The sequence below is a fragment of the Streptococcus sp. 27098_8_75 genome (assembly GCF_041432475.1).
GTDB classification, from domain to species: Bacteria; Bacillota; Bacilli; order Lactobacillales; family Streptococcaceae; genus Streptococcus; species Streptococcus gordonii.
In genome coordinates this window covers 216,824-241,483 of record NZ_JAPVZR010000004.1, presented here as the reverse complement: position 1 = coordinate 241,483, position 24,660 = coordinate 216,824, and the positions used below count along the sequence as shown (strand labels likewise).

Here is a 24,660-nt window from a genome sequence, read left to right as displayed (position 1 = left end):
TTCTTTAAAAAGAGAAATTTTTTATTGACCTTCACATGATGTCAAGCTGTATAATAGACGAAACAACAGGAGGAAGACTTATGAAAATTGGGGAAGTCTCAGATTTAACAAATATCAGCATGAGATCACTGCGCTATCATGAAGAAAATAACATAAATAATTATCTTGTATTACTAGAAATTTGCTAATATATACATAGCTTCCTTTTCCTGTACCGAGATTTTCTTCATCATTTCTGAAGCTTCTAAAATATAATATCTGTCTTTAGTATCAGATATTTTTTTGAATATAGCAATAATCGTCTCCCAATTCTTGGCAATCTCTATAAAATCCAAATAAGCTGTTTTAATATTGTAATTATTTGTTATAGTATATGCCTCTTCTAGAAAATCGCGATATAAATTTCTAAATATTGCACCACCTGTTCCTGCCCTTTCCATTAACATGGCAGTCATCTTAAGATCTTCTTCAATACTCTTTGAATTATTAAACCATTTGAGGATTTCATCACTTGTTTTATAAATACCTTTATATGCTAAGTTCTTTATTGCTGGATTTAAGTAGGTTACTGCATTGCTATGAATTGCTTTCATGATAGCTTCCTTTAAGGGTATTAGTTCTTTTCCCTTTTCAATTGTATAAAACAAATTCTTAGACGACATAGAACCTTTTTCACTCCGTGCCTGCTCTAAACTTTTTAGAGAAGTTATCACTTCACCTCCTTGTTGGGCAGTATCTACTAAAAAAGCATCTTTGTCATCATATCCAATTATAGCAACATAGTGCCCTGCAAAATGGATTGGATTAGTAAAATATTCCAAGTGGTAGCAATCTAATTTTAGACCAACCGCCTTACCTCTATCTAATAATCCTTTGACAGATTTCCATGCTTTATCCTTTGAAGAAGTTTCTTTTACCTCAAGTTTTAATCCTAAATTTTTTGCTATATTTTGTGTCAGTAAATCAGGTTTAATTCTCCCACCTATGAATGGCATATTCATGGTTTTCATATTCCATAGAACAAATCCCAGACCTTCTCCTAAACCAAATAACATCGGCTCACTTAATTCAATACCAAGTTGGTTCAAGAGAGTTCCTGTTGCGGTAGATTCACAATGCTGTCCTATGAACGGTTTTATATCTAACTTCATATACTATCCTCTGAAAAATTTTCAAATTTCATTATAGTTGCAAATCCTCTATTTCAGATTCTAACCAATTTAATTCTGCTTGGAGCATGGTCATGCCTAAACTGAATAATTGCTGGGCAGAGCGCGGTGCAAAACCTTCCCTTACTTCTTGTAATTTCAAGACCTGCAAGTCCTCTTCTAAAACTTTCTTACGTGCCTTGAAAGCTTGTAACAAATCCTTTGGTGACATATTTTGACTATTAGCCAAGGCAGTCATGAAATGTGAATTGGCTGGTTGGCGCTCTAGCAAACGCTGTTTGGTTTTTTCTGCCAAAACTGTTAGTCCTAAGTCTGTAATGGCATACTCTTTTTTCTCCTTTCCTTTTGCTGGTGCACTTTTAGCAAGCTCTTTTTTCTCCAGTTTATCAAGGACATAGTAAATCGAAGAGAAACCAACCTCGGTCCACCGCCTCATCTCCCTGTCTTCAATTAGCTTTTCAATTTGATAACCATGTCTAGGTTGCTCTGCCAATAGTCCTAGAATCAACTCTTCTGTTAAAGATGTCTTAATGCTCATTTTTTACTCCCTACTTCTTTTTGATGGGATGACGAATAATTGTTTTTAGCTTATCTGGCGCCACTTTACGGACATCACCAATATAGATTTCATGGTGCATACGTTCATCGGTAATATCCAGTTGATATCCCTCTTCCTCCATGTAAGCATGCATGCGTTCAACTGTTGCAGGCTCGTCATTGTAGGAACCGATATGCAGACATTGAACACACAACCCCTCATCATAGGTAAAATATTCAACCTTAGAAAAATCTATTTTCTTCTTGACGGTCGTTTGCGCGACTGCCCAGTCAAAATCTTCCTTACTGACAAAATCAGGTAAGCGAAGAATGGCGATAAAATGAAAATCACTCTTACGATTGTAGTCAGCACCTGTGACTCCCTCTTGCCACCAGAATCCTTCCAAAGGTGGGACAACAAAATCGAAATAACCGTCCATCTGGTAATCTGTCTTCTTGCTCATTTTAATGGCATAGGCCAGCGGATAAAGTAAACTGATAGCTTGCTTATATTCGCCACCTTCTTCATTAGGATCACCTTGTCCCCGAACTGCCAAAAAGTTCATTTTAGGAACCTTGACAATCATTGGATTAGTCTTTGTCGGATAAAGTTCCTTCAACTCTTTTTTGAAATCAAATGCCATGATATTTTCTCCTTTTGTTAATTTTATTCTAGTGTTAGAATATTAATCAACTATATTCTAACACTAGAATATAGTTTTGTCAAGAAAAGTGAAAATTAGTAATCAATGTGCCCACTAAAAAGTTGTCACACTGACACTATAAAGACCACTTATTTTACAATCTTCCAATTCCCCCTCGTTCTTTTCAAGCATCAGTCTGAACTGTGATACCTGCGTTGATTTGGTCTGTGGGTCAAGATATTTAACTGCTAATACTACTAGACCTAGAGCCTTCTCAAATTCATCACTTTGTTTTAAATTATTGTCAAAATAGGCTTTTCTACCTGCCAAACTGTATGCAATATCTTATGTTTTACTAATAATTTTCGCAAATGTAGAATATGTTTGTAACATTCTTCTAGTATAATATTACGAAAGGAGGTTTCTCACAATGAAAAAACTATTTACTTTGTTGTTTTTAGGTATGGCTGCTCTATTTTTGATTTCTTGCTCCAAACAAGATAGTTTAAATGGAGAGTATTATTGGATTGATGATGTTCGCAATGACCTAGTTCTAACCATTGACAATAACAAGGGAACTGTTAATAGCGATGGTGGATATAGCATTACTTTAGATACGGATAAGAAAAATTATAAAACATCATCGGGAACAACCAATGATTATACTTATAAAGATGGTATATTTACAGCTAATCTAACAGGTGTTAAACGAGATTATTATAAAAAAGGTAGTGAGGCCTATAAAAAAGCTCTGAAGAAATATGGATATGATAAATAAAAATGACTTAGAAAATTTTCTCTAAGTCATTTTTTTGTTATTAAAAGGAGCTTTGCATGTCGTTTAGCTTCTGCTTCTGTCATTTGCTTTGGATTCCAAGCATAGCTAATTGACTTCCCTTTCTCATATATTCCCCAAACTTTGAATTTGGGATAGCATTGTTTTACCAAAGAAATCAATTGATTATCTGCTAATTCTGGTAAGTCAATGTCTGAAATAAAATTTGACTGATTCATTAAATATTTAAATTTTTCTACTGCACTAGGTTCAAATCCATTGTAATCAGAGATGATATAGTCTTTCACTTGATTGAAATAACCGATAATATGTTTATTTTTTCTAGTTAAATAATCTTCTACAATTTGTCTTGCAGATAATCTATTGATGTCTAATTCAAAATTTAAGAAGTCCGTCAAACGAGTTTTAAGAGCTTGTCCAGAAACTTGTAATGCTGTTTCTACCTCTTGAAAAGCCATTTGCTGATAAAAAATCTTAGTTAGAAGCACAATATCAGGCATTAAGAGAAAAGCTGAGTAAAAATTGGCTTCTCTTTCTTGTAAAGAATCATCATGAAAATCAGTGAATACTCGCCCACTGTGATTTAATAAGATGTGTCCTAATTCATGACATTTTGTGAAATTTTGACGATTGATAGAATCGCTATCTTGATAGGAAATCGTTAAAACATCATCATTGATATTAAAACCTGCTATATCTATTCGGATATGGTGAGGAATAACCAGTATATTTTTCTTGTTGACTTCATAATTGAAGTAATCCTGAAAGGTATAATAAAGAGGATGTACTTTATTTAATTTCATGAATGGATAAAGTGTTTGTTTGACACGATTCCAAACATTAAAGTAAATTCTTTGCACGAAACATCAGTCTTTCTTTTCTTTATTCATAGCCTTAATGGCTTTTTCTCTCTCTAACAGAAATTCTCTCAAATCTTCTTCTAGTATTTTTTTCTCTTCATCAGATAAATTTTTAGAAGTTTTCCGATACAGAACTTCAAACGTTGATAAGTCAATTTCATCTGAATTTTTGTAGTCAGATTTACCTAAAAGATAATCTGTCGAAACATTATAAAACTGCGCAAACTTTTCTAATGTTTCTGAAGATGGTTTTCTTCGTCCATTTTCCCATTGGGCATATGAAGGTTGCGATATATTTAAACTTTTAGCTATATCGTTTTGTGTCAGATTGGCTTCTAAACGCAGAGCTTTTAAGCGTTCAGGGAACATTTTTGTACCTCTTTAAAGAAATTTCTTTTTTTACAAAAAACTCTTGACAATATAGTCACAAGACTATATAATATAAATATAGTCAGTTGACTATATAATAATTTTGCTAGACTTGACCTAAAAGTGAAATTACCTTCGATAAAGAATAGACAAGGCAATTTAGCAAAATAGTTGAATTTGTCCTTTGAAAATTGAATAAAAAAGTGCGTCAGACAACCTCACGAAAACTTAGTCGACCAACACACAATATTGTTTAGCAACTATTATTGTAACGGTTTTATCGCAAAAAGTCAAGGAGGTTGGAGTAGATAAACACAAAAATCCTTTGGAGTTATCTCACGCACTCGGCTTTTTGCCCCTCTTGACCGAATAACAAAGGGGAACTGCTGGCGCTGGTAGCGTCGGAAATGCTGACAGGTAAGACTAGTTCTGCTGGGGTAAGCATAGGCGGTAAGCTAATCTATAGTGAAGTGAGATGTACATACTACAGAGATTGTACAAGTACAACTATAGAATAGTGACAAAATATGAGTGTGCGACGATATGAGCACACCCTAAACAGGGATTTCCTGTTTAGAAGAATAGAAAAAGGTGAATAACTGTATGCGAGCTAATGTTAGTTCGCTTTTTTGTTTATAGAAAGTGAGGTATATGTTGAAAAAGATAGTTTTTTATAAACCTAAAGTAGATAAAGAAAATTGTCAAAAACCTTATACCAATCCCCACATTCTGGTCATGGGTAAAGTTGGTCAAGGGAAAGGATTTATTAGTTCAAATCCAAATCTTTAGGTCAGGCATTACATCTAAAAAGTTAAATTCAAAATTTGTTAGATAAGAGCGTGATAAAAGTTCTTTGTCTTTCATTTGATGTTGCTTTTTACAATGAGATAGGTAGTAGAGTTCATTTTGAAAGATGAAGAATAATTTGTCGAATTCACTTCTAAAAATATTATCATTTAGCATGTATCTTGGGTCAAAAATTAGGGCCTCAATTGTTTTATCATGATTTTTAATAGCTTGTGATACTCGATGATTCCCGTCAATAAGAAGAAAACCAAATGTTCTGGCATTGTAAAAATGGGTTAATAAAATAGGTAGGACTTTAAGACTTCTATTATCTGTTTGTGAAATAGGTGTCCAAGTAACAAATTCCCTAGATTTTTCAAAATAAGTTAATGGGATTTCTATGGCATTTTGCTTATTTTGTTCAGCTAGTTTGACAAGAGGTGCAATAGTAAAATTAAGAATTACTGTATTCTTACCAAAATGAGTAACTTGTTGAAAGGATTCTTCTGTCATAACAATATCTAGAATATCTTTTAATTTCTTAGGATTCTTGAAGATTTTACGAATTTTGGAATCAGCACTTTTTAATACTGTTTTCCATTTATTAAGGTGATTTTTTTGAAGATTTCGATTATCAAATATTGGAAATGTTTCAAAGTGCTTCATTAAATCAATGTAGTCAATATCATAAGGTAGCATGGTTGAAAAATCAATAGGCATAGAAAACCTCCTGAATTTTTATTTTATTATATCACTTTTTCTACTCTTTTAAACAGATGATTCCTGCTTAAAAGAGTAGAAAACATCCAAAACAAATACAAACGATTGACAATGTAAACTAAACGTATTACAATAAATAATGAAAGGTGGTGACGCTGATGGCAACTGTACCAACTCAAATTCGGATTGATGAGACCGTAAAAGCGCAAGCAACTTCATTATTTAATGATTTGGGCATGGATATGTCCAGCGCAGTCAACATTTTTCTTCGCCAATGTGTCTTACGTGGAGGGATTCCTTTTGCGGTGGAAGTACCAAACTACAATGCAAAAACACTCGAAGCTATTGCTGAAGCGAAACGGATTTCTCGTGATAGTTCTGTAGCCTCCTATGACAATATGGAAGATTTAAAGAAAGCTCTGGAAGCCTAAATGTATCAAGTCAAGTTTACCTCTGCTTTCAAAAAGAGCTATAAACGAATAAAAAAACGAGGCTTAGATATAGCCCTGCTAGATGAAGTCATTGAAAAACTTCGCCTAGGGCAGACACTCGAAGAAAAATACCGTGACCATGAATTGAAGGGGAACTTCGTCGGCTTTAGGGAATGCCATATCAAACCCGATTGGCTCTTGATTTATCTGATTGAAGACGATATTCTAACCCTTACTTTAGCCGATACAGGCAGTCATGCAGATTTGTTTAAGATGTAAAGACAGTTCTTTGTGAGCTGTCTTTTTTGTTTTCTACTCTTTTAAGCTGATGAAACAGTTAAAATCTTAAAAAGGAGGACTGATATGAACTATTATGAACGAAGTTTTCAACGAATCTATGAAAGCTTCGTTTTTTCTTTAAAAATATATCCTGATGAATACCACCAAAAACTCTTACTTTATCAGATTTTAGAAAGGATAGATACCTTATTTGAACATTACCGAAAGCTAGAATTGCCACTTTATCCCCTAGTACAATGGAAAAATCACTACAAATTTAAAGTACAACACTATTACATGATGAATGGAGGTTAAATAGATGAGTTACTTTGAAGAACGGTTTCAACAGATTTATGAAAAATTTCTTTTCTCTCTTAAAATTTATAGTTATGATTCTTCACGTCGTGAAGCCTGCTACCAAGACTGCCTAGGTGAAATGGACAGTCTTTTTTTGCGCCATGATACCCATGACCGATTTGCTAAAAAGCTTCTGGACTGTAAGAATGCTTTTCAATGCAAAGTCAAAAAAGCCTATCTAGGAATATGAGGAGATAGAAATGACTAGAGTAAGAGCACCAAATCACTAAAACTTGAACCAATTATTACTTAAAATTGACCTAGACAAGTCATGAAAAGGTCTGAAAAATAAATGAATGAGGTAAAAATCAATGGAAATTACAAAAGTTTATGTTGACCAAAATACTGTCCTTGGAAACGAGGTCTTTGTATCAGGTATGGAAGAAATTCGTGCCAATGACTATAACCCTGTCTCTTATCGTGTCTTTGAAATCTCAAGCCGTAAAGAGCCATCCGCTTTCTTGATTGTAGAAGGCTTTAAAATGTCAGATGTCCCTGAAGGTCGTCAAAAAATTGTCTTCCCTCGTGGGATTGCAATTGAGCGCCGCAACTTCCGCTTTGGAGGAAAACGAAAACGTGAAAATGTCTTTGTAGCTGAAGAAATGCGGATTATTAAAACAAAATAAAAACCTAGAAAATAGCTAAATAAAGGAGAATAAATATGACTGTAAAATATGCGACTGATGTAATTGAAACATTTGATACTGAAAAAACACTAGGAACACTGAACTTTCTAGAAACGATTCTTCACAAAAAATGGGAAGACTATGTGGATGAAGCAACAGGTGAAGAAAAACGTCGGGAAACAGACCTTGTGGAAGAAGTGGACGTCAAGCTCTATTCTTCTGCCGTGAATGGGGATATTACAGTGACTGTTCCGCCTGAAGCAAAGGTAGCCCAAATGACCGCTGAAAAGAACTACAATGATGAAGTGGTTCTAGTTGCTCCAACTGCTCGTTTCTGGACAAATACAGAAATCATTAACGGTAATCGTATCGTATCAAGCGGGGTAAAAATCCGTGCCAAAGATGTGTCCCTGCCCAATAAACCTGAAGCTAAAAAGGAAGGGTGATAAGCCATGAAGCTGTTCACCTATCGTGGTGTTCGTGTCAAAAAATATCATGAAAAGATTAGAAGAACAACCTTCTTTATTTTTTTACTGCCATTCCTAATTGGTTTTGGCTTTTTTATTTACACTCATCAGGTTCAGCTTCAACAATCTCCCCTTCCTTATGGAATTGGCTTAGGAGTAAGTCTTTTAATAGTCATACTCCTTCTGCTTCTTCTTCAAGCGATTTGTTACCAGAAGTTACTCTTTTTTAGTCGATTAGATAGCTTGCGAATTATTTCCCACTTTTTGATAGAAAATAACTTAGTGCTGGTCAAGAAAATCAAAACAGAAAAAGGATTTATTGAACGAACAAGCTTGCCTAAAGTGTATCTCAAACGTGACCGCTTTAGTGTCACCGTGACCTTTCAGCTTCAAGGAAGCCGATTTCAAGAACGCTTTATATCCCTTGAAAAATCTCTAGAAATTATGTTTGACGGGGATTTTATGAATAAGCAATTTACCAACGGCTACGTCTCTTATACCATTGCGATTGACCAATTTTCAGGGCGCTTGTCTATCTTTGATGTGAAGATGACAGATAAGGGAATCCGCCTTATGAAAGGTGTCTATTGGGATTTTGATAAACACCCACACTTGCTAATCGGTGGTGGGACTGGTGGAGGTAAAACCATTCTTATTATGGTTTTAGTCTGGATTTTAGCTCAAATTGGTTATGTTGAAATCCTTGACCCCAAACGTTCGGATTTTGTCGGCTTAAAAAATATCCCTGTATTTAAAGGACGTGTTTTCTGGGAGAAAGAAGATATGCTGAATTGCCTCAAAGAAGCGGAGCAGGAGATGGATAGGCGCTTTGATTACATGACAAGTCAGTCTGATTATCAAGCAGGGAAAAAATATTTTGCCTATGGTTTGAAGCCTCGCTTTATCATCATTGATGAACTAGCTGCTTTAGCTGCTAAACTAGAGCGAGACTATGCTTCTGCTAGTGCCTTTATTGAGTATCTAACCGAGTTAATTCTAAAAGGTCGTCAATCAGGGGTTTATATGATTTCTGCTATGCAAAGACCTGACGGGGAATATCTAAAAACCTCTTTGCGTGACCAATTCATGAAGCGAATTTCAGTCGGTCACTTAGAAGACGTTGGCTATAAGATGATGTTCGGGGACGCTAATGCAAATAAACTTTTCAAGAAAATAGATGAGATTGACGGAGAAGAAATTTCTGGTCGTGGCTATATCGCCAACGGCGGAGAAATCGCTAGAGAATTTTATTCTCCTCTTGTACCACTTGATGACGGTTTTTCTTTCTTTGATGAGTTTAAAAAGTTGCCTCCTCTTGAAGACCCTTTGGCAATCAACCAACCTGCTAATCATCTACCTAACACAGTTGAAACGGAAGAAACAGAGGATAAACTACTATCTCTCAATACATTTGCGGAAGACGCTGAAATATCCGTTTCAACGCTACGAAATCTTGTCAAATATATAGAAGAACAGGACTATACATTTACAAGGGCAGAGAATCGCATTATGCTAGATAGGGCGGATATTAGCCTATTGGAGGAACTACTAACGGAAAAGGAACAATCAGGCTTATCTTATAAACAGGTCGTCTTAGAGCATTTTACATCTACCGAGCCAACGTAGGCACGAAGGTCAAGGTCAGGGCGTAGCCCGTCCGACCTGCCCGACCGAGCTGACAAGTTTGGCGCTTTGGGGTGTGCCGTAGGCACGCCCCAAAAGGGCTTAACCACCCGATACTAATAGGGGGGTTAAAACTAACACAAGCCCTAAAAAGACTGTTAGCTTGCCCGTTCCTAGACACCGCTAGAATGAACACAAAAGGAGGTTAAACAGATTGATAAGCAATACGGATTTAAAGCGTATTAGGCTGGAGTTAGGTTTTACCCAGCGGAAAATGGCGGATACTATCGGATATAGCTACTACAATTACCGCAACATCGAGCAGGGACAGCGAAAAATGACAAAGGAATTTGAAAACTCTCTCTTTCAGTTCTTAAATCGTCAATCTGAAACAAAACTAGAAAGTACCGTGGACTGGCTCAAAATTCGGTTTAAAACTCTAGATTTTAAAGCGGTCATTATACAGGTTTTGCAGTTAAAGCCCGCTGACTTCTTTCATGAAGAAAAAAGTCTCTACAGTTATTCAAATATGGTAACCTATGGCTCTATCCGTGTTCTTTATTCCGATTCCGAGAAAAAAACGGAAGCTGGAACGCTCATTGATTTAACAGGGACGGGTTGTAGAGAGCTTGAATTACTACTCCTGCAACAAGGGCGGGATTGGTTTTCTTTCCTTCATGATGTCTTTCTCTTTGCGGAACAAGAACGAAAAGATAGAACCCTAGAAGATTTTCTAGCCTTTCCTCGCTTTGATATTGCTCTTGATGAACTCTATAAAAAAACTGGCAACCTTGATTTGTTTGATATAAAGGCACGTATTTTTGACAATAAAATTATCATGCGAAAACTTCGTACCTTTACTGCTATTGAGGGCTTGAAAAAAGTAGAAAATCGCTTTGTCAATCAAGGCTTAACCCTAAACTTTGGCAGCCGTCAATCTAGTCTCATGATTCGCTTTTATCAAAAAGACTACGAACAGGCGCTCCTAAAAGATGTGTCTGTTGACTATATCCATGAAGCTTATAATTTCAAAAACCGTTATGAAATTGAACTTCATGATACCAAAGCATTTGATATTTTGGAAGAATGGTACACGCTGGAAACGGACTTAACAAAAATCGGAGCTAGAATCTTAAATAACTATTTTGAAGTGAAAGATTGGCAGGGTAACTATGATAGCGAGTGGGATAACCTGCTAGGAACACAAGAAGGGTTTAAATTTGTCACACGTCCCCGTCAAATCGACTATTCAAGGACAAAGCACTGGGTCACTAAGCAAGTTTCCAGTGCTTTAAAACTGCTGAAAATAGTAGATATGGTTTATCAAACAGATGAACTTTCTGAAATCATTTCGGAAGCTTATTTGAGTAACAATCATACCAAACTAGCTGAAGAAATTTGCGAACGAAACGGAGTAGATTTTAATGTCATCATTGGACAGATATAAGCCTATCAATATCCCTGACAAATTCAATCGTCCCATTCAAACTAAGTCTTTTCCAATCGATTATGAGGAACTTCACTTGTCTTTCTATGATGTTGACTTGGTAAAAGATTTGATAGACTTTTGGGGGCTCTTGTATAGAGAACCAAAGAAAGATTCTGAATTGAAATACATTGACTTATTCCGAGATAGAAACTTTCAAGACGAAGACCACCGTAAAAATGCAATTAAAAAGGCGACTAGACAAGAGGCTAGACAGCCTTTTTTTGATGAATTGACCACCAAGCCACTTAAAAAGATGAGTGAAAATGTCAGGTGGGTAGCAGAAATACTCGTACAGACAGGCTATGCACAATTTGTTTTATAAGGAGGAACCATGACACAAGCAACGATTACCATTACCAATACCGTAACGGGACAAAAAGCACAATTCCCACCGCCTTTCAATCCTATGTCTCTATCTAAAATTGGAGTAGATGAAACGTTTGAAAAAGAAGTCTTTGTAGACGGAGTAGATACTTTTGGTTATGGACTGGACGGGTATTTGACATTCTACGAACTAAAAGACTTCCTTCGGAGTTATCAAAATAGACAGAACCCCTTTCATTTTGACTATATGATGTTAGGCAGACTACAAGAAGACTGTAATTATTATTTAGGAAATGGGAATGGGGATGAAAATAGGCTGTGGGCAGATAATGTCGAAGCCCAAATCGCAGAAATGAAAAAAATATGGAAAAAGTTTCCCCAAGGAGAAAAACCTGAATGGCTGACTTGGGAAGAAATTCTCGAATACGAAAAAAAGATGGAACAAAGAAAATATCTCTAAAGACCTATGCTTATCAAAAAAATGTATGAAGGATTTACTTATCTTCCTAATCGCAACGAAATTTGGAAAGTCTTTGTTAGCTTGATGAAAGAAAAAGACTACTTCTATAGCACTTTTGCTAGAAATATTTCTGATGAGGGAGATAAGCGAACCTATGAATATGCTTATTTTAATCTAAAAGGTGAGGTAGTAGATTTTGATTGTAAAATGAAATCAGACTTAATTCTGCTATTCCACCAATTATTCCAAGAAAATAACAATCAATTTATGGAGGAAATACAAATGGCAACACAAGCAACACTTGAAAAGAAAATCAAAGCAGTTTTAGTTGAGCTGGGAGAGCTAATGAAAGCCCACAAAGACAAGGAAGCATGGACAAAAGCTGGTGAATTAAATGGACTTTTAAAAACAGAAGAAGCCCAAAACTTGACTGCCGGCTTTGTGGAACCTGTCCGCAAAGAGCTTTCAGGTTACTATTATGTCAACGGTGAAATCAATAAACTTCACAAGCAATTATATGCTAAAGCAAATAAATTGATTGAGCTGGCAAATCAGTAAGGAGGAAATATGGATAAACTAAAATCTATTTATCATCAATTAAAAAGCTATCTCGGACAGTTTTCTAAACGCCCTAAAAAGAAAGGAAAACCTAAGCTAGCTACGGTCAATAAGAAAACAGTCAACCTTGCCGTTCTGTCAGGATTGGCTTTTATTTTGTTTGTTGGTTTGCTAGGAGGTATTCGAGCCATGACTTTATCCAGTAAGGTGACAAACCTTGAAAAAACAATCTCATCTAATAAGTCCAGTTCCACTAGTAAAGCTACTACTTCTGAAATAGACAATCGCTTGCAATATTATCTAAATGACTTTGTAGCTTGTTATTTCACTATTCCTAGTGATTCGGACGGTCAAGCTGAACAAGCCAAGAAGCTAAATAGTTTTTATGGTACAGAGCCAGATATTCAAGCACAGGGTCAAGTCAAAAATCCTAGTCAACTTGATTGGTCACGTTTGCTGATGATTCAAGATAATGTTGCGACCTATGAAGTGCATTATAAACAAACCGTTAAAAATGGCGATAAGACGGAAGAACAAGAAGTAATCACCGCTTTTAATATCCCTTATGCCAAAACAGATAAGGGATATTATGTAACGGGCTTGCCTTGGTTTTCTAGTCTTGCGGACGACCAAGCAGACAAGATAAACAAGGATAATCAACTCAAACTCAATCAGTCAGATAATGTTTCGGATAAGACAAAGAAAAAACTAGACAAGTTTCTCCATGTCTTCTTCACTAACTATACTACTGACCAAGACAACTTGGACTTAGTCGCTCATCAACTAACGGTTGTAAAAGAGACAACCTTTAAAACCTTGGATTTTTCTTATTATACCTCAACAGATAAGAATATCATTGCCTATGTTCAAGCTACTTTTGAAGTAGCAGGCACAACGCATGCTGAAAACTTCACTTTCACCCTGTCCGAAAAAGGAAAGTCTTATTACGTTGAAAAATTAAATCATACCATTCCTGCTAACTATACAGAAACAAAAAAATAAAAAGGAGATTTTAATATATGACTTCATCAAATTTACAAACATGGCTACAAGGTGATGGATTCTGGTTTATTACTTTTGGTGCTATTATTTTGATTATCATTGCATGGAGAAACAGCTCTTGGGGTAAACTCTTTACTACGTTAGTCTTCTATGCCGTGATTGCTTCTCTCACAGGAGGAGGACGACAATTACTTAGCTTCTTTGGTTGGTTCCTTCGTCTCTTTGGTATTGAAACGGGGCTCTGATATGGAAGATGAAAAACTGTATGATTACGCTAGGGGGATAAATGCTCCCTACTGGATTCAAGAGATAAAAACACAAAAGGGAAAACGCATTTGGTATTTTGCAACGCCAATGCAACTTTCCTTTTTTATTGTCTTTATTCTTGTACTCATCTTAATGTTGACTGTTTTTAGCTCCCTTTTTCTTCCTTTAGTCAAATTAACCCATTCTATCTCACTTTATCTGTACTGGTATATTCCTTACAAACTGGCTAGATTTTACACCGAATACGAGCCACAAGGCAAGAAAATGCACATTTTCTTAATTGATTATATCCGATACGTGATTGATTTTCGTTTAAATCGCAATGCTATTTACCATAAAGATAGAGTGAAGACCTATGAGGAGGAAGAAATTGTCTTTGAAAAAACAGATTTATAGAAGGAGGTTACATGACTATCAAACTAGTTTATCCCATTCTCAAAACACATGAAAACTTAGCTTTAAAAACAGATAAATCCGTCATGGGTTTCTATCGTATTCCCAATACCCATATTACGATTACTAATCGGACAAAGAAACAAGAGCACAAACTATCCATCGCTCAACTAATTAAGAAACTCGTTAAAAACAAAACCTTTGAAATATCTCTCATCCCCAAAGACTATTTACTAGAAGAAAAGATGAAAGACTTTTCGGACGCTCTCTCTCCTGATAGCCGAGAACTTGGAGAAGAAATGTTAAACTATTCTACCGACAAGATGACACAGGAAATGGAAATTCCCTATCAGTTTGATTGGTTAGTCGGCGTAAATGTCCTAAAAGACAGTGAGGATACAACGGTTCAAGGAATGGCTTTAGAGCGCTTTTCTGAAGTCTCTGAAATGGTCGCCAATGGTCTGGGCTTTCAATATGATATTTCTGAAAATTGGTATCAAGACTATTTAGTGAATGAAGACGCCATTTATCAACTTCTTTCTTCCTTGCGTGCTCAACGCTTGACCAATGAAGAACTCTTTTATTATCAGCGCATGCAATATCTACGCTATATTCCACACTTGAAGCAGGAGGTAACCGCCAATCGTTCCTTATTGAATGTAACAGATACGGTTATCAAACCAATGGCTGGAGGATTTATCAAATTAGATAGTCCTTATGGTTCTTCTTTCTTAACCATTCTTCCTATCGCCAAAACACCCATTATTTTTAATGGCTTCCACCTTGGAGAATTTACCCAACGCTTTAATTTCCCTGTAGAATTACGAATTAAAGCCGAGTTTATGGAAAAAAATTCCCTCAAAGGTCGGATGGGGCGTTCCAACATTCGCTATCGAAATATCATGAATGAGGCAGAAAGTACAGATACTGCCCAACAAGATGATATTATCCTCGGGGCTATGTCTCTCAAAGATTTGATGAAAAAGGTAGGCGGAAAAGAAGAAGTCATTGAGTATGGAGCCTATCTGATTGTGACTGCCTCTAGTTTATCCCAACTACGACGCAGACGCCAAGTTGTTCTAAGCTATTTTGAAGATATGCACGTGGAAGTCAGCGAAGCGAGCCATGATACACCTTATCTGTTCCAATCTTTGCTCTATGGTCAACCGCTTGAAAACAAAACCCGAACTTGGACACACTATGTCACGCCAAGAGGCTTTGCGGAACTCATGCCTTTTACCAATACTTCATCAGGAAATCATGTTGGCTGGCATATCGGTCGAGTGGATAACTGGATAGGTCGCTGGGAAAGTATCGAAAAAGCTCAGGAATCTTCTAAAAATATGGTTCTTTTTAATGCGACAATCGGGAACAAAGAGGGGATTGCAGGAAAATTGACCAAGAATCCGCATATCCTCATTACAGGAGCAACTGGTGAAGGGAAATCCTTTCTTGCAGAATTGATTTTTATTCTTACATCCCTTCAAGATGTCAAATGTTTGTATGTTGACCCAAAACGTTCTATACGTAAACACTTTGAAGAGATTATCCATCAACCAGCATTTCAAGAACAATTCCCACTTCTTGCCCAGCATATCAAGGAGATGAATTTTGTCACCCTAGATAGTAAGGTCAAATCCAATCACGGAGCACTTGACCCAATTGTCATGCTAGATAAAGATGACGCTGTTTCTGTTTCAAAAAACATGCTCAACTATCTTATCTTTTCTAATAAGAATATCAAGGTCACTATGGACCAAATGACGGCGATTAAAGAAGCCATTGATACGATTGTAGAAAGACGCCAAAAAGGTGAGACGGTAGGATTAAAACATGTTATTGACCTGCTCTTAGAGGATGAAGAAAAAGAAATTCGCTCTGTCGGAAAATATTTACATTCCGTGGTAAAAAACTCCATTTTAGAGCTTGCTTTTTCTTATGGCGATGTCGAAGGGCTCTCTTATGACAAGCGAGTAACCGTTTTAGAAGTCGCAGACCTATCTTTACCTGACAATAAGAAAAATCAGCAGGAAGTGACCCTAGAGGACAAGGAAATCAATTCTACAGCTCTCATGTTTGCCTTGGGTGCTTTCTGTAGTCGTTTCGGTGAACTGAACCGCAATGAAGACACAATAGAATTCTTCGATGAAGCATGGGTATTGATGAAATCGGCTGAAGGGCGAGCGGTTATCCAGTCTATGCGCCGTGTCGGGCGCTTTTATAATAATATCCTCTGCCTCATTACCCAGTCGGTACATGATGCTGAAGGAGATGACGATACCACTGGCTTTGGAACGCTCTTTGCTTTCAGGGAAGATAATGAACTACCCGATATTTTAGAACATGTCGGGCTGAATGCCAACGAAGAAAACTTGGAGTGGCTCAAAAATATGATTTCTGGGCAATGTCTCTATAAAGATGTGTACGGAAATCTCAATATGATTTCTGTTTATAACATTTTTGAAAGCATTGACCCACTCTTAAAACCAATGAAAGCCACTGTTTCTTCTAATCTTGAAAACAAATATGCAGCATAAGGAGGTGAGTATGTGCAAGAAGCATTTGAAAAACTAAAAGGCATAGATATTTTTTCTTTAAAGTCTTATATTGAGCCAACGAACTTCCCTAATATGAGCGGAGTATGGGCAATGCTTACTGAATTATTCGTTAATTGCCTTTTCTTTCTTCTTAATTTAGTAGTTGGTTTTTTCTCTGTATTTATTCGTATTTTAGAAAATATCAATCTCTATGATACCTACAAACAATACGTTTTTAATGGGGCTCAATCCATTTGGCAAGGTTTTACAGGAGCTACTTCTGGCTTTGCTCAAAATTCGCTTGTTTTCCTCATCTTCCTTTGCCTTGCTTTTTACCTGTTTTATCAATTCCTTTTTTCTAAAGGAAACTTCCCTCAACGCTTGCTTCATGTTCTTTTAGTAATCGTTCTTGGGTTTGGTTGGTTTGGAACAGTTTCTGAAACTTCTGGTGGGCTTTATATTCTAAATACCGTCAATAATGTTGCGAATACAGCGATTAGTAAAATTTCTAGTATTTCTGTAGCCTATGGTGATAAGCAACAACTGAAAATCGGTTCTTCCATGGCAGATAGTTATATAGCAGAAACTTCTTACGAGGCTTACCTTTTTGTCAATACGGGGCAAGAAAACGGTAAATACAAAGACCGACAAACAGGAAAAGAAGAAACCTTTGAGGATTCAAAAGTATTAGGAACTACGGATAAATCAGAAAAGTTTAAAGCCGTTTCCAATGGGGAGAGAAAAGACTACTTAGACAAACTTGGGAATGACGCTGATAATGATAAAGAACATGACCGTTGGGTTTCAGCAGTTGCTGATTACCTTTTTGTAAAAATTTTCTATGTTTTCTTTAAAATCATTGAAGCAATTGTCATTGCCATTCCAATTGTTTTAATTCAACTCTTAAATGTCATTGCACAATCTCTTGTACTGATTATGATTTTACTCTTTCCGATTGCTCTTTTGGTCTCTTTTCTCCCCAAAATGCAGGATATTCTTTTTGGTGTTTTTAAAGTCATGTTCGGCGGACTTGCCTTTCCTGTTATTACTGGCTTATTAACGCTATCTATTTTATACCTTGAAAAAATCATTGAAGGCTTGATTGGTACTGGCTTTGATAAAGTCATTGGGAGCTTTTCTTCTCTATCTACTTTCAGTGCTCTCTTTAAGCTAATGGTCTCTGTTTTTGCCAAGGCAGTAATTTACTGGCTTCTTTGGAAATACAAAGGAGAACTGATTGAGTTATTGCTTGGGTCAAGAGCTCGTATCACATTTGATGATATGGATACCAATATTCGTCAAACCGTATCAAATGGACAAGAAACTATTCAGCAACTTCCAACATCAGCTACCAATGCTTTTGAAAGAGCTCAAAAATCAGCTAACTTTATCCTTGCAGGAACAGGATTTGGGGCAGGACTATTCATGAACTCTGGCAAATATGTAAAAGATTTCTTTTCAAAAAATCCACCCACATCAGATGTTTCTGAAACTCCCGTTCCCCCTAGCAATACAGAAGAAGCAAATCCAGATGGTCAATCGCTTGAAGAAATAAGTGACCACAACGGAACTTCTGATACTTCATTCCAAGAATCAGCGATTACGGAAGAACCAAGAAAGAAGAACCTCTTTAACCTTGATTCTCCTCCTCTGATAGATACAAACCAAGAAGAATTTGAAGAACGCCGTCAAAATCGCTTATCTTGGAGACAAAAACATAAAATCAATAAACTGGAAAAAGAGTTAGAACCTTACAAAGATGATGAAGCATTGTACCAAGCGCAAGGCTCAAATGCTTTTATCAGGAATTATCGTAAGACCTTGCCAAAAGATGATAAATTGAAAACCAATCAATCGCCGAAATCAAATTGTGGACGAACTGGCTAGATTGAGAGGAAACAATTAAAAATGAATGCAAGAATTTATTCCCCAAAAGGAGCAAACCGACTGATTGATAATGCCATCAGTCAAGCCTATGAAAGGAGAGAGCGCTCAGTTGACTTTCTCCTTTTATTTTCTGTGAAGAAAACAGAGAAAGAAAAGCTGTTGACAATGGTAAAAGAAAATCCCCTTGTCTTATCGGCGCAATGGAAATTTGGAACAGTGCTATTTACGGCTTATGTCAAAACTTAGGAGAACCTATGAAGAAAAAACTATTACTTTTTGGCGGTTTAGGTATGTTTCTTTTCCCCCTGCTTTTAGTTGTGGTTGTAATGGGGGCAATAACAGGAACTGGGGGAGGGGGTACTAACACAAACAGCCAAACGGGGTTGCAGACAACGCTAACAGCTCAAGAGGTGGCTCAAAAAGCCAATATTTCTGAAGAAAGAGCTGCTGATGTGATTAAAATTCTCAATTATGAACTCTCCCAAGAACAATTCACGATTGCAGGAGTTTCTGGAAGCTTAGCTGTAGCAGAGCGAGAAAGTGGCTTTGACCCTGAAGCAGTGAACGCAAGCGGTGGGGTCGCAGGCTATTTTCAATGGTCAGGCTGGTCGTCAACTATCAACGGTAAGCGTTGGGCACAAGCGAAGCAAAAGAAACTAGATTCTGATGTAGAACTAGGCTTATTATCAACCGAGCTAAATGGAGCTTATAGTAAAGTAAAAATAGAAATGCAAAAGGCCACTGACCCAGAACAAGCCGCCCTTTACTGGTCAGAACATTATGAAGGCGTTGCTTTATCGGACGGTCAAACAAAAGCAAGTGAGCTAAAGAAAAATGCGAAAAAATGGCATGATATTTTCAAGGATAGCTTAAAAGGTGAGACCATCACTCAAACACGAGACGACGGAGGGGTCACTTCGGCAGATATACCCGCAGGCTACAGCTTAACGAAGGAAATAGAATCATCGGCTTATACTTCTGCAACTTATCCTTGGGGACAATGCACATGGTTTGTCTATAACAGGGGAAAGGAGCTTGGTGTAACCTTTGACCCCTATATGGGAAATGGTGGAGACTGGAAAAATAAAGCAGGCTATCAAACCACAAATACACCAACCGAACATAGCGCCCTATCCTTCTCTCCCGGGCAAGCAAACGCAGACCCTACTTATGGTCATGTTGCCTTTGTGGAGCAGGTCAAATCAGACGGGTCTATTCTGATCTCAGAATGTAATGTGAAAGGACTTGGAGTGATTAGTTACCGAACCTTTGACGCACAAACAGCAAAACAATTTACCTATATAATAGGACACTAGAAAGGAGAATTCACAATGATAAATAATACGATATCACAAAAAGATTTGATTGAAATGGGGTATAAGCAATACACAGCTATGCAGATTATCCACCAAGCAAGGAAATTGATGGTTAACAAAGGTTATAGTTTTTACGATCGAAAACGTTTGATGGTTGTGCCTAAAAGTGCAGTCTCAGAAGTGTTGGGAGTGGAGTTGTAGTATGGCAAGTATTAGATATTTAAAACGAGGTAAAAAGAATCTTTGGACCTATACTATAAGGGATGAAACAAGTAAGACAATTGCTTATAAAAGTGGTTTTGAAACAAAGAAAAAAGCTCAAATAGAAGCAGAAAAATTGTTAAGAAAGTTGAATCGTGGATACAGTCTTGATAGCAAAATGACGTTACATCAACTATATCAAGAGTGGCTTAATCTAAAAATAATTCCTAGTAAACGAAGTCAAACCACAAAAAACAAGTACATCATTAGAAAGAAGGTTATTAAAAAATTATTTGGAAATACACCTGTATCTCAAATAAAGCCTAGTAAATATCAGCGAATAATGAACGAGTATGGTAAAACAGTAACCAGGGATACATTATCAAGGCTACATACAAGTATTAAGGAATGTATTAAAACGGCTCAAGCTGATAAAGTTTTTATTGATGATTTTACTTTTTTTACTGAACTATTTTCGTCAAAAGAGTCTCAACCTGTTGAAGAAAAATATATTCATAGCGAAAAAGACCTAAACGATATCCTAAAACATTTAAAACAAAAGGTGGATTATAGAAGATCTGTTGTACCTTATGTTATTTATTTACTCTTCAAAACTGGAATGCGCTTCGGTGAACTCATTGCTTTAACTTGGGAAGATGTAAATTTTGAAGAAAAAGTAATCAAGACATACAGACGGTACAACACGTCTACTCATAAATTTGTTCCACCAAAGAATAAAACATCAATACGAACTATTCCTATTTCTGACGAAGAAATAGATATGCTGGTGAATCTAAAAAGATCGCAAATAGGATTGAATAAAGAACTTGAAATCATTAATCAGAACAACTTTATTTTTCAACATTATGGATATGTCCAAGATATTCCAAATAATGCTACTGTTAATAAAGAATTAAAGAATGTTTTAATGAGACTAAATATCTCACCTATCATTACTACCAAAGGGGCACGTCATACTTACGGTAGTTATCTATGGCATAATCAAATAGATTTAGGTGTGATTGCTAAAATATTAGGACATAAAGATATTTCTATGTTAGTGGAAGTATATGGTCATACATTACAAGAGAAGATTAACGATGAATTTGAAACCATCCGAAAACTTTTATAATTATTTGGTACAAAATTTGGTACAAAAAGTGATTCAACATCAAAAAAAGCCCGTCACAATAGGCTTTTTCTTGTATAGTTTGATGCCGATTGCAGGGATCGAACCTGTGACCTACGCGTTACGAGTGCGTTGCTCTACCAACTGAGCTAAATCGGCGTCTTTTCCCCTTTATTTTAGCATCTTGAGTTTTTTTGTCAAGTTAGAATTTCATAATTTCTTAACCCAAATCAAACAAGGGTTGCTTTTATCCCAAAGTTCAGGAAAAATTTCTAACTTTTTAAAGCCCTGAGCCTGATAAAAAGCGTTAGTTCTGTCATAGGTAGGATAATAACCTGGTGCTACCGTTTTTACTTGCAGATAGGATGCTTTTTGACGAGCAGATTTTTCTAAAACTTCTAGAAGTTGACTACCAATTCCCGCTCTATGATAGAATTTCTTAACAGCTAAGCAGTCAATCTCTGCACAATCTTCACTAGAATAAGATAAGCTTACAAAGCCAGCCAATTTACTCTCCTGATAAGCAACCCAAACTTGTAAATCCCTAGCTCCTTCAATGTAAGCTTGTGTACTTTCAGGTATTCCAAACCATTCTGGTAGATCCTTTAAAACTTCACTGACTGCTATCATCTTTTGTTTTTCTTCCTTCACTTCTTCAATCGCTACCATCTTTAAATCCTTTCATGTTTTAAGCTTTAGGACTAAACATATTTTCCATCTTACGAGCCCGCACTTTCGTAGGCATCCAATCCCCTATCCCAGAGTTTGAGCGAAATGAAAAAGAAAACAAGGGAAATCAGAATCAAACCACCAATGTTAAAGAGCCCATTTTTGTCCTGCAAGAAATAGCTAGCAGGATAGTAGGCTGTAAAAGCAAAAGGAACGATAAAACTAATCAACCAACGAAGAAGCGAATTATAAATCGAAATCGGGTACTTAGCAAAATCATTGAACATATAGAAAATGTAAATCATGGCGCCTGACTGCTTGGTCCAAAAAGCGATACTGGCTGTCGCGATTTTCAAAGAAGTATAAATCAAGGTTGCAAAAGGAATGCAGACTAGAAAAATCAGGAATTTCGGTAGAGTCCAAGCAATGCTAGAGACCGTTGTCGCTAGTAAAATTCCACCAACCAAAAGTTCGCCCAAGGCATCAATCTGAAAGGTCTCAACGAGGATGTGGAAGAGAGGATTGATAGGACGAGTCAGATACTTATCAAACTCTCCCTTTCTCACCAATCGTTGCCCCAGTGCCCAGAGATTGTCAAAAAAGAGATGGTCCAGTCCCTTGGGAATCAAGGAAAATCCATAGATAAAAGCGATTTCTTGGAAAGTCCAACCTTCTAGCGAGGGGATGTGTTGAAAGATGACATTGAGAAACAAGAGGTTCAAACCTTGGGTCAGAAAAACTCCTAGCACACCAACCACAAAATCGACCTTGTATTCCATGATTTGCTTGATATATTGTCTGATAAAAATCAGATGCATGCGTTGATATTTTTTCATACTAACCTCCTTGAATGGTGATGAAAGACTGGACTCGTTTCCAAATCAACTGAGACAGACCCACCATCACTAAGAGCCAGAAAAACTGGAGCAAAAGCGCTTGAAGAATCTGACTAGCATCGTATTTCCCAACAATGATCATGACCGGAGTATAGATCAAAGATGAAAAAGGAAAGAAGGACAGAATATCTGAAACAACCTTAGGAAAGAATGCCAAGGGAATCAAACTTCCAGACATAAAGGCCACTATGGAAGTCTTGAGTAAATTGGAACCCCATAGATTTTTAAACACAAAGGCTGAAAAACCAAAGCAGATATTAAAGAAAAAGTTAATCAGATAGGCCAGCGTTAAGCTAAAAAGATAAAGGACCGTTAATCCCAGCACTTCTACAATGCCTTGCCCCGATAAGACTTTCATCAAGACAATGACACTTAAAAATGGCAGTCCAACGCTGATAAAAATCAACCACTTGGAGCCAAGCTCGGTGAAGAGGTAAGAGGCCGCAAAATGCACCGGTCTCAGCAAGCGCATGATAATGGAGCCATCCTTGACCTCCTCCCCAATCATAAAGGAAGAATCTGACTTGGTCAAAAGATTGGTCACAAAACTCATGATGATGTAGAGGGTGATATCTGCCATGCTGAAGCCCTGAATCAAAGACTCTTGCGAAGAATCAAAGACTGCCTTCCAGAGATAAAAGGCCACAAAAGCCCCCATCACATCGCCAATCCGATAGAGAAGAAAGTTGACTCGATAGGTAATCAACTCCTGAATCCCTGCATTGATAAAGGGTTTATAACGTCTCCACAATTTGACCATCTTAGAGCTCCTTTCGGTAGAAGCGACGGATGATATCCTCAATATCCGTATCCTCCATCTTCAAATCGCGAATCTCAAAATCAGACAAGGTTTGTTTGATAATATCTGCCGTCTGGTAGCGGGAACTATCATATTGAATGTTGAGGCTATTTCCTTGTCTATCAATAGTCATATCAGGCAGGCCTTCATAGTGAGAGACGAGATGACTTTGCCCTGGTAGAAGTTCAAAGGAAAGAGTCTTCATCTTACCAAAGGTTTCCTTGAGCTGGCTCACCGTTCCATCAAAAATCTCCTGCCCCTTGTCAATCATAAAAATCCGATCACAAAGTTGCTCAATATCACTCAGGTCGTGAGTAGTCAAGAGAATAGTTGTTTCTTCCTCCCGATTAATTTGGGTAATGGCCCGACGAATGTTATCCTTGACCGAAACGTCCAAACCAATAGTCGGCTCATCTAAAAAGAGAACCTTGGGATTGTGGAGCAAGGAAGCCGCAATGTCCGCCCGCATCCGTTGACCAAGTGAAAGAGTCCGCACAGGGTCTTTGATAAAGTCCTTCAAATCCAAGACTTCATTCAAAAAGTCCATACGCTTATGAAAGAGCGCGTCTGGCACATCGTAAATCTCCTTCAAGACCGTGTAAGTCTCTTGCAGAGCCAAATCCCACCACAGCTGGGTGCGTTGTCCAAAGACTACTCCAATATCCTTGACATAATCTTGACGATTGTCCTGCGGAATCTTGCCGTTAATCCGACAAAAACCAGACGTCGGTTTCAAAATCCCTGTCAGCATCTTAATAGTTGTCGACTTCCCAGCACCATTGGCCCCGATAAAGCCTAAAATCTGCCCTTTGGGAACCTCAAAGGTCAAATCTTTAACCGCTTCAAAGATCTGCTTTTCGGGATGAATAAAGGAGCGCAAAGCCCCCTTTAACCCCGGCTCCTTTACTGTCTTCACAAAATTTTTCTGAAGATGTTCCACTTCTATCATTGCCATATCTATCTCCCCTATCGTAAGGAATAGAAAATAGTATTTTCAAACACAAGTATTCTAAATCCTTACTTTCTATACTTTCTAAATTTTATTATTACAGAAGGCTCTATACCAACT

The 24,660-nt window shown here is 37.0% G+C and carries 30 protein-coding genes, 1 tRNA gene and 1 pseudogene; 21 read left to right on the top strand and 11 right to left on the bottom strand.

Going from position 1 to position 24,660, the window contains the following annotated elements; all coding sequences use genetic code 11:
- Positions 1-173: 173 nt before the first annotated feature.
- Genes O3640_RS08230 through O3640_RS08220 form a run of 3 tightly spaced genes read right to left on the bottom strand, consistent with a single transcriptional unit; the run spans position 174 to position 2,350 of the window.
- Positions 174-1,151 (bottom strand): BtrH N-terminal domain-containing protein, encoded by a 978-nt coding sequence (locus O3640_RS08230; RefSeq protein WP_371586833.1) that lies wholly within the window; start codon positions 1,149-1,151, stop codon positions 174-176.
- Positions 1,152-1,182: 31 nt separating this feature from the next.
- Positions 1,183-1,707, bottom strand: a complete 525-nt coding sequence (locus O3640_RS08225) for a PadR family transcriptional regulator (RefSeq protein ID WP_008809663.1) — start codon at positions 1,705-1,707, stop codon at positions 1,183-1,185.
- A gap of 10 nt (positions 1,708-1,717) precedes the next feature.
- Positions 1,718-2,350: a GyrI-like domain-containing protein gene (locus O3640_RS08220; protein ID WP_008809664.1), complete on the bottom strand. Its 633-nt coding sequence runs from the start codon at positions 2,348-2,350 to the stop codon at positions 1,718-1,720.
- A 430-nt stretch (positions 2,351-2,780) separates the two neighbouring features.
- Between O3640_RS08220 and O3640_RS08215 the strand changes: the two genes are divergently transcribed.
- Positions 2,781-3,128 carry a hypothetical protein gene (locus tag O3640_RS08215; RefSeq protein WP_008809665.1) on the top strand — a complete coding sequence of 116 codons (348 nt, stop codon included), beginning with the start codon at positions 2,781-2,783 and terminating at the stop codon, positions 3,126-3,128.
- A gap of 26 nt (positions 3,129-3,154) precedes the next feature.
- Here the strand turns inward: O3640_RS08215 and O3640_RS08210 are convergent, their stop codons facing one another.
- The 3 genes from O3640_RS08210 to O3640_RS08200 all read right to left on the bottom strand — a co-directional run bounded on the left by O3640_RS08210 (position 3,155) and on the right by O3640_RS08200 (position 5,881).
- Positions 3,155-4,006 carry an ImmA/IrrE family metallo-endopeptidase gene (locus O3640_RS08210; protein WP_008809666.1) on the bottom strand — a complete coding sequence of 284 codons (852 nt, stop codon included), beginning with the start codon at positions 4,004-4,006 and terminating at the stop codon, positions 3,155-3,157.
- A gap of 6 nt (positions 4,007-4,012) precedes the next feature.
- Positions 4,013-4,375, bottom strand: coding sequence for a helix-turn-helix domain-containing protein (locus O3640_RS08205; protein WP_008809667.1), 363 nt, complete (start codon positions 4,373-4,375; stop codon positions 4,013-4,015).
- A 771-nt stretch (positions 4,376-5,146) separates the two neighbouring features.
- Positions 5,147-5,881 (bottom strand): hypothetical protein, encoded by a 735-nt coding sequence (locus O3640_RS08200; protein WP_008809668.1) that lies wholly within the window; start codon positions 5,879-5,881, stop codon positions 5,147-5,149.
- A 158-nt stretch (positions 5,882-6,039) separates the two neighbouring features.
- Between O3640_RS08200 and O3640_RS08195 the strand changes: the two genes are divergently transcribed.
- The 20 genes and pseudogenes from O3640_RS08195 to O3640_RS08100 all read left to right on the top strand — a co-directional run bounded on the left by O3640_RS08195 (position 6,040) and on the right by O3640_RS08100 (position 21,230).
- Positions 6,040-6,312: a type II toxin-antitoxin system RelB/DinJ family antitoxin gene (locus O3640_RS08195; RefSeq protein ID WP_020992747.1), complete on the top strand. Its 273-nt coding sequence runs from the start codon at positions 6,040-6,042 to the stop codon at positions 6,310-6,312.
- Positions 6,313-6,591 (top strand): type II toxin-antitoxin system YafQ family toxin, encoded by a 279-nt coding sequence (locus O3640_RS08190; protein WP_008809670.1) that lies wholly within the window; start codon positions 6,313-6,315, stop codon positions 6,589-6,591.
- Between the two features lie 84 nt (positions 6,592-6,675).
- Positions 6,676-6,906 (top strand): hypothetical protein, encoded by a 231-nt coding sequence (locus O3640_RS08185; protein WP_020992746.1) that lies wholly within the window; start codon positions 6,676-6,678, stop codon positions 6,904-6,906.
- Between the two features lie 4 nt (positions 6,907-6,910).
- Entirely contained in the window at positions 6,911-7,138 is a 228-nt protein-coding gene (locus tag O3640_RS08180) for a hypothetical protein (RefSeq protein WP_008809671.1), read from the top strand.
- Positions 7,139-7,259: 121 nt separating this feature from the next.
- Entirely contained in the window at positions 7,260-7,574 is a 315-nt protein-coding gene (locus O3640_RS08175) for a hypothetical protein (protein ID WP_008809672.1), read from the top strand.
- 35 nt (positions 7,575-7,609) lie between these two features.
- Positions 7,610-8,020 carry a DUF961 family protein gene (locus tag O3640_RS08170; RefSeq protein ID WP_008809673.1) on the top strand — a complete coding sequence of 137 codons (411 nt, stop codon included), beginning with the start codon at positions 7,610-7,612 and terminating at the stop codon, positions 8,018-8,020.
- Positions 8,021-8,026: 6 nt separating this feature from the next.
- Complete coding sequence (locus O3640_RS08165; protein WP_008809674.1) at positions 8,027-9,667, top strand: FtsK/SpoIIIE domain-containing protein; 1,641 nt, start codon at positions 8,027-8,029, stop codon at positions 9,665-9,667.
- 211 nt (positions 9,668-9,878) lie between these two features.
- Complete coding sequence (locus tag O3640_RS08160; RefSeq protein ID WP_371586832.1) at positions 9,879-11,111, top strand: replication initiation factor domain-containing protein; 1,233 nt, start codon at positions 9,879-9,881, stop codon at positions 11,109-11,111.
- Positions 11,089-11,475, top strand: a complete 387-nt coding sequence (locus O3640_RS08155; RefSeq protein WP_061596963.1) for a hypothetical protein — start codon at positions 11,089-11,091, stop codon at positions 11,473-11,475. The genes O3640_RS08160 and O3640_RS08155 overlap by 23 nt, the downstream gene beginning before the upstream one ends.
- A 9-nt stretch (positions 11,476-11,484) precedes the next feature.
- Positions 11,485-11,937: an LPD11 domain-containing protein gene (locus O3640_RS08150; RefSeq protein ID WP_223344496.1), complete on the top strand. Its 453-nt coding sequence runs from the start codon at positions 11,485-11,487 to the stop codon at positions 11,935-11,937.
- Positions 11,938-11,943: 6 nt separating this feature from the next.
- Positions 11,944-12,495 (top strand): hypothetical protein, encoded by a 552-nt coding sequence (locus O3640_RS08145; RefSeq protein ID WP_008809678.1) that lies wholly within the window; start codon positions 11,944-11,946, stop codon positions 12,493-12,495.
- 9 nt (positions 12,496-12,504) lie between these two features.
- Positions 12,505-13,497, top strand: coding sequence for a conjugal transfer protein (locus O3640_RS08140; protein WP_223344497.1), 993 nt, complete (start codon positions 12,505-12,507; stop codon positions 13,495-13,497).
- 17 nt (positions 13,498-13,514) lie between these two features.
- On the top strand, positions 13,515-13,742 hold the full coding sequence (locus O3640_RS08135) for a hypothetical protein (protein WP_223344498.1): 228 nt from the start codon (positions 13,515-13,517) through the stop codon (positions 13,740-13,742).
- Position 13,743: 1 nt separating this feature from the next.
- Positions 13,744-14,160 carry a conjugal transfer protein gene (locus O3640_RS08130; RefSeq protein WP_223344500.1) on the top strand — a complete coding sequence of 139 codons (417 nt, stop codon included), beginning with the start codon at positions 13,744-13,746 and terminating at the stop codon, positions 14,158-14,160.
- Between the two features lie 11 nt (positions 14,161-14,171).
- Positions 14,172-16,694: an ATP-binding protein gene (locus O3640_RS08125; RefSeq protein WP_371586831.1), complete on the top strand. Its 2,523-nt coding sequence runs from the start codon at positions 14,172-14,174 to the stop codon at positions 16,692-16,694.
- Between the two features lie 12 nt (positions 16,695-16,706).
- Positions 16,707-18,600, top strand: a pseudogene (locus O3640_RS08120) (conjugal transfer protein).
- A gap of 2 nt (positions 18,601-18,602) precedes the next feature.
- Entirely contained in the window at positions 18,603-18,827 is a 225-nt protein-coding gene (locus O3640_RS08115) for a hypothetical protein (protein WP_223344502.1), read from the top strand.
- 8 nt (positions 18,828-18,835) lie between these two features.
- Complete coding sequence (locus O3640_RS08110; protein WP_371586830.1) at positions 18,836-19,897, top strand: phage tail tip lysozyme; 1,062 nt, start codon at positions 18,836-18,838, stop codon at positions 19,895-19,897.
- Between the two features lie 15 nt (positions 19,898-19,912).
- Complete coding sequence (locus O3640_RS08105) at positions 19,913-20,098, top strand: DUF3173 domain-containing protein (RefSeq protein WP_002908784.1); 186 nt, start codon at positions 19,913-19,915, stop codon at positions 20,096-20,098.
- Between the two features lies 1 nt (position 20,099).
- Positions 20,100-21,230, top strand: coding sequence for a site-specific integrase (locus O3640_RS08100; protein WP_008809686.1), 1,131 nt, complete (start codon positions 20,100-20,102; stop codon positions 21,228-21,230).
- Positions 21,231-21,313: 83 nt separating this feature from the next.
- Here the strand turns inward: O3640_RS08100 and O3640_RS08095 are convergent.
- The 5 genes from O3640_RS08095 to O3640_RS08075 all read right to left on the bottom strand — a co-directional run bounded on the left by O3640_RS08095 (position 21,314) and on the right by O3640_RS08075 (position 24,546).
- A tRNA-Thr gene (locus O3640_RS08095) sits at positions 21,314-21,386 on the bottom strand.
- A gap of 51 nt (positions 21,387-21,437) precedes the next feature.
- Positions 21,438-21,896 carry a GNAT family N-acetyltransferase gene (locus O3640_RS08090; protein ID WP_002902392.1) on the bottom strand — a complete coding sequence of 153 codons (459 nt, stop codon included), beginning with the start codon at positions 21,894-21,896 and terminating at the stop codon, positions 21,438-21,440.
- A gap of 50 nt (positions 21,897-21,946) precedes the next feature.
- The gene (locus O3640_RS08085) at positions 21,947-22,732 is read right to left on the bottom strand and encodes an ABC transporter permease (RefSeq protein WP_045504209.1); all 786 of its coding nucleotides are present in this window, start codon (positions 22,730-22,732) and stop codon (positions 21,947-21,949) included.
- Position 22,733: 1 nt separating this feature from the next.
- Entirely contained in the window at positions 22,734-23,552 is an 819-nt protein-coding gene (locus O3640_RS08080; protein ID WP_125385608.1) for an ABC-2 family transporter protein, read from the bottom strand.
- 1 nt (position 23,553) lies between these two features.
- Entirely contained in the window at positions 23,554-24,546 is a 993-nt protein-coding gene (locus tag O3640_RS08075) for an ATP-binding cassette domain-containing protein (protein ID WP_012130783.1), read from the bottom strand.
- Positions 24,547-24,660 lie beyond the last annotated feature (114 nt).

What these genes read in the sequence shown, in the direction of transcription:
- O3640_RS08230 (WP_371586833.1), bottom strand. Translation starts at nt 1,151, where the DNA reads ATGAAGTTAGATATAAAACCGTTCATAGGACAGCATTGTGAATCTACC.
- O3640_RS08225 (WP_008809663.1), bottom strand. Translation starts at nt 1,707, where the DNA reads ATGAGCATTAAGACATCTTTAACAGAAGAGTTGATTCTAGGACTATTG.
- O3640_RS08220 (WP_008809664.1), bottom strand. Translation starts at nt 2,350, where the DNA reads ATGGCATTTGATTTCAAAAAAGAGTTGAAGGAACTTTATCCGACAAAG.
- O3640_RS08215 (WP_008809665.1), top strand. Translation starts at nt 2,781, where the DNA reads ATGAAAAAACTATTTACTTTGTTGTTTTTAGGTATGGCTGCTCTATTT.
- O3640_RS08205 (WP_008809667.1), bottom strand. Translation starts at nt 4,375, where the DNA reads ATGTTCCCTGAACGCTTAAAAGCTCTGCGTTTAGAAGCCAATCTGACA.
- O3640_RS08200 (WP_008809668.1), bottom strand. Translation starts at nt 5,881, where the DNA reads ATGCCTATTGATTTTTCAACCATGCTACCTTATGATATTGACTACATT.
- O3640_RS08195 (WP_020992747.1), top strand. Translation starts at nt 6,040, where the DNA reads ATGGCAACTGTACCAACTCAAATTCGGATTGATGAGACCGTAAAAGCG.
- O3640_RS08190 (WP_008809670.1), top strand. Translation starts at nt 6,313, where the DNA reads ATGTATCAAGTCAAGTTTACCTCTGCTTTCAAAAAGAGCTATAAACGA.
- O3640_RS08185 (WP_020992746.1), top strand. Translation starts at nt 6,676, where the DNA reads ATGAACTATTATGAACGAAGTTTTCAACGAATCTATGAAAGCTTCGTT.
- O3640_RS08180 (WP_008809671.1), top strand. Translation starts at nt 6,911, where the DNA reads ATGAGTTACTTTGAAGAACGGTTTCAACAGATTTATGAAAAATTTCTT.
- O3640_RS08175 (WP_008809672.1), top strand. Translation starts at nt 7,260, where the DNA reads ATGGAAATTACAAAAGTTTATGTTGACCAAAATACTGTCCTTGGAAAC.
- O3640_RS08170 (WP_008809673.1), top strand. Translation starts at nt 7,610, where the DNA reads ATGACTGTAAAATATGCGACTGATGTAATTGAAACATTTGATACTGAA.
- O3640_RS08165 (WP_008809674.1), top strand. Translation starts at nt 8,027, where the DNA reads ATGAAGCTGTTCACCTATCGTGGTGTTCGTGTCAAAAAATATCATGAA.
- O3640_RS08155 (WP_061596963.1), top strand. Translation starts at nt 11,089, where the DNA reads ATGTCATCATTGGACAGATATAAGCCTATCAATATCCCTGACAAATTC.
- O3640_RS08150 (WP_223344496.1), top strand. Translation starts at nt 11,485, where the DNA reads ATGACACAAGCAACGATTACCATTACCAATACCGTAACGGGACAAAAA.
- O3640_RS08145 (WP_008809678.1), top strand. Translation starts at nt 11,944, where the DNA reads ATGCTTATCAAAAAAATGTATGAAGGATTTACTTATCTTCCTAATCGC.
- O3640_RS08140 (WP_223344497.1), top strand. Translation starts at nt 12,505, where the DNA reads ATGGATAAACTAAAATCTATTTATCATCAATTAAAAAGCTATCTCGGA.
- O3640_RS08135 (WP_223344498.1), top strand. Translation starts at nt 13,515, where the DNA reads ATGACTTCATCAAATTTACAAACATGGCTACAAGGTGATGGATTCTGG.
- O3640_RS08130 (WP_223344500.1), top strand. Translation starts at nt 13,744, where the DNA reads ATGGAAGATGAAAAACTGTATGATTACGCTAGGGGGATAAATGCTCCC.
- O3640_RS08125 (WP_371586831.1), top strand. Translation starts at nt 14,172, where the DNA reads ATGACTATCAAACTAGTTTATCCCATTCTCAAAACACATGAAAACTTA.
- O3640_RS08115 (WP_223344502.1), top strand. Translation starts at nt 18,603, where the DNA reads ATGAATGCAAGAATTTATTCCCCAAAAGGAGCAAACCGACTGATTGAT.
- O3640_RS08110 (WP_371586830.1), top strand. Translation starts at nt 18,836, where the DNA reads ATGAAGAAAAAACTATTACTTTTTGGCGGTTTAGGTATGTTTCTTTTC.
- O3640_RS08105 (WP_002908784.1), top strand. Translation starts at nt 19,913, where the DNA reads ATGATAAATAATACGATATCACAAAAAGATTTGATTGAAATGGGGTAT.
- O3640_RS08100 (WP_008809686.1), top strand. Translation starts at nt 20,100, where the DNA reads ATGGCAAGTATTAGATATTTAAAACGAGGTAAAAAGAATCTTTGGACC.
- O3640_RS08090 (WP_002902392.1), bottom strand. Translation starts at nt 21,896, where the DNA reads ATGGTAGCGATTGAAGAAGTGAAGGAAGAAAAACAAAAGATGATAGCA.
- O3640_RS08085 (WP_045504209.1), bottom strand. Translation starts at nt 22,732, where the DNA reads ATGAAAAAATATCAACGCATGCATCTGATTTTTATCAGACAATATATC.
- O3640_RS08080 (WP_125385608.1), bottom strand. Translation starts at nt 23,552, where the DNA reads ATGGTCAAATTGTGGAGACGTTATAAACCCTTTATCAATGCAGGGATT.
- O3640_RS08075 (WP_012130783.1), bottom strand. Translation starts at nt 24,546, where the DNA reads ATGGCAATGATAGAAGTGGAACATCTTCAGAAAAATTTTGTGAAGACA.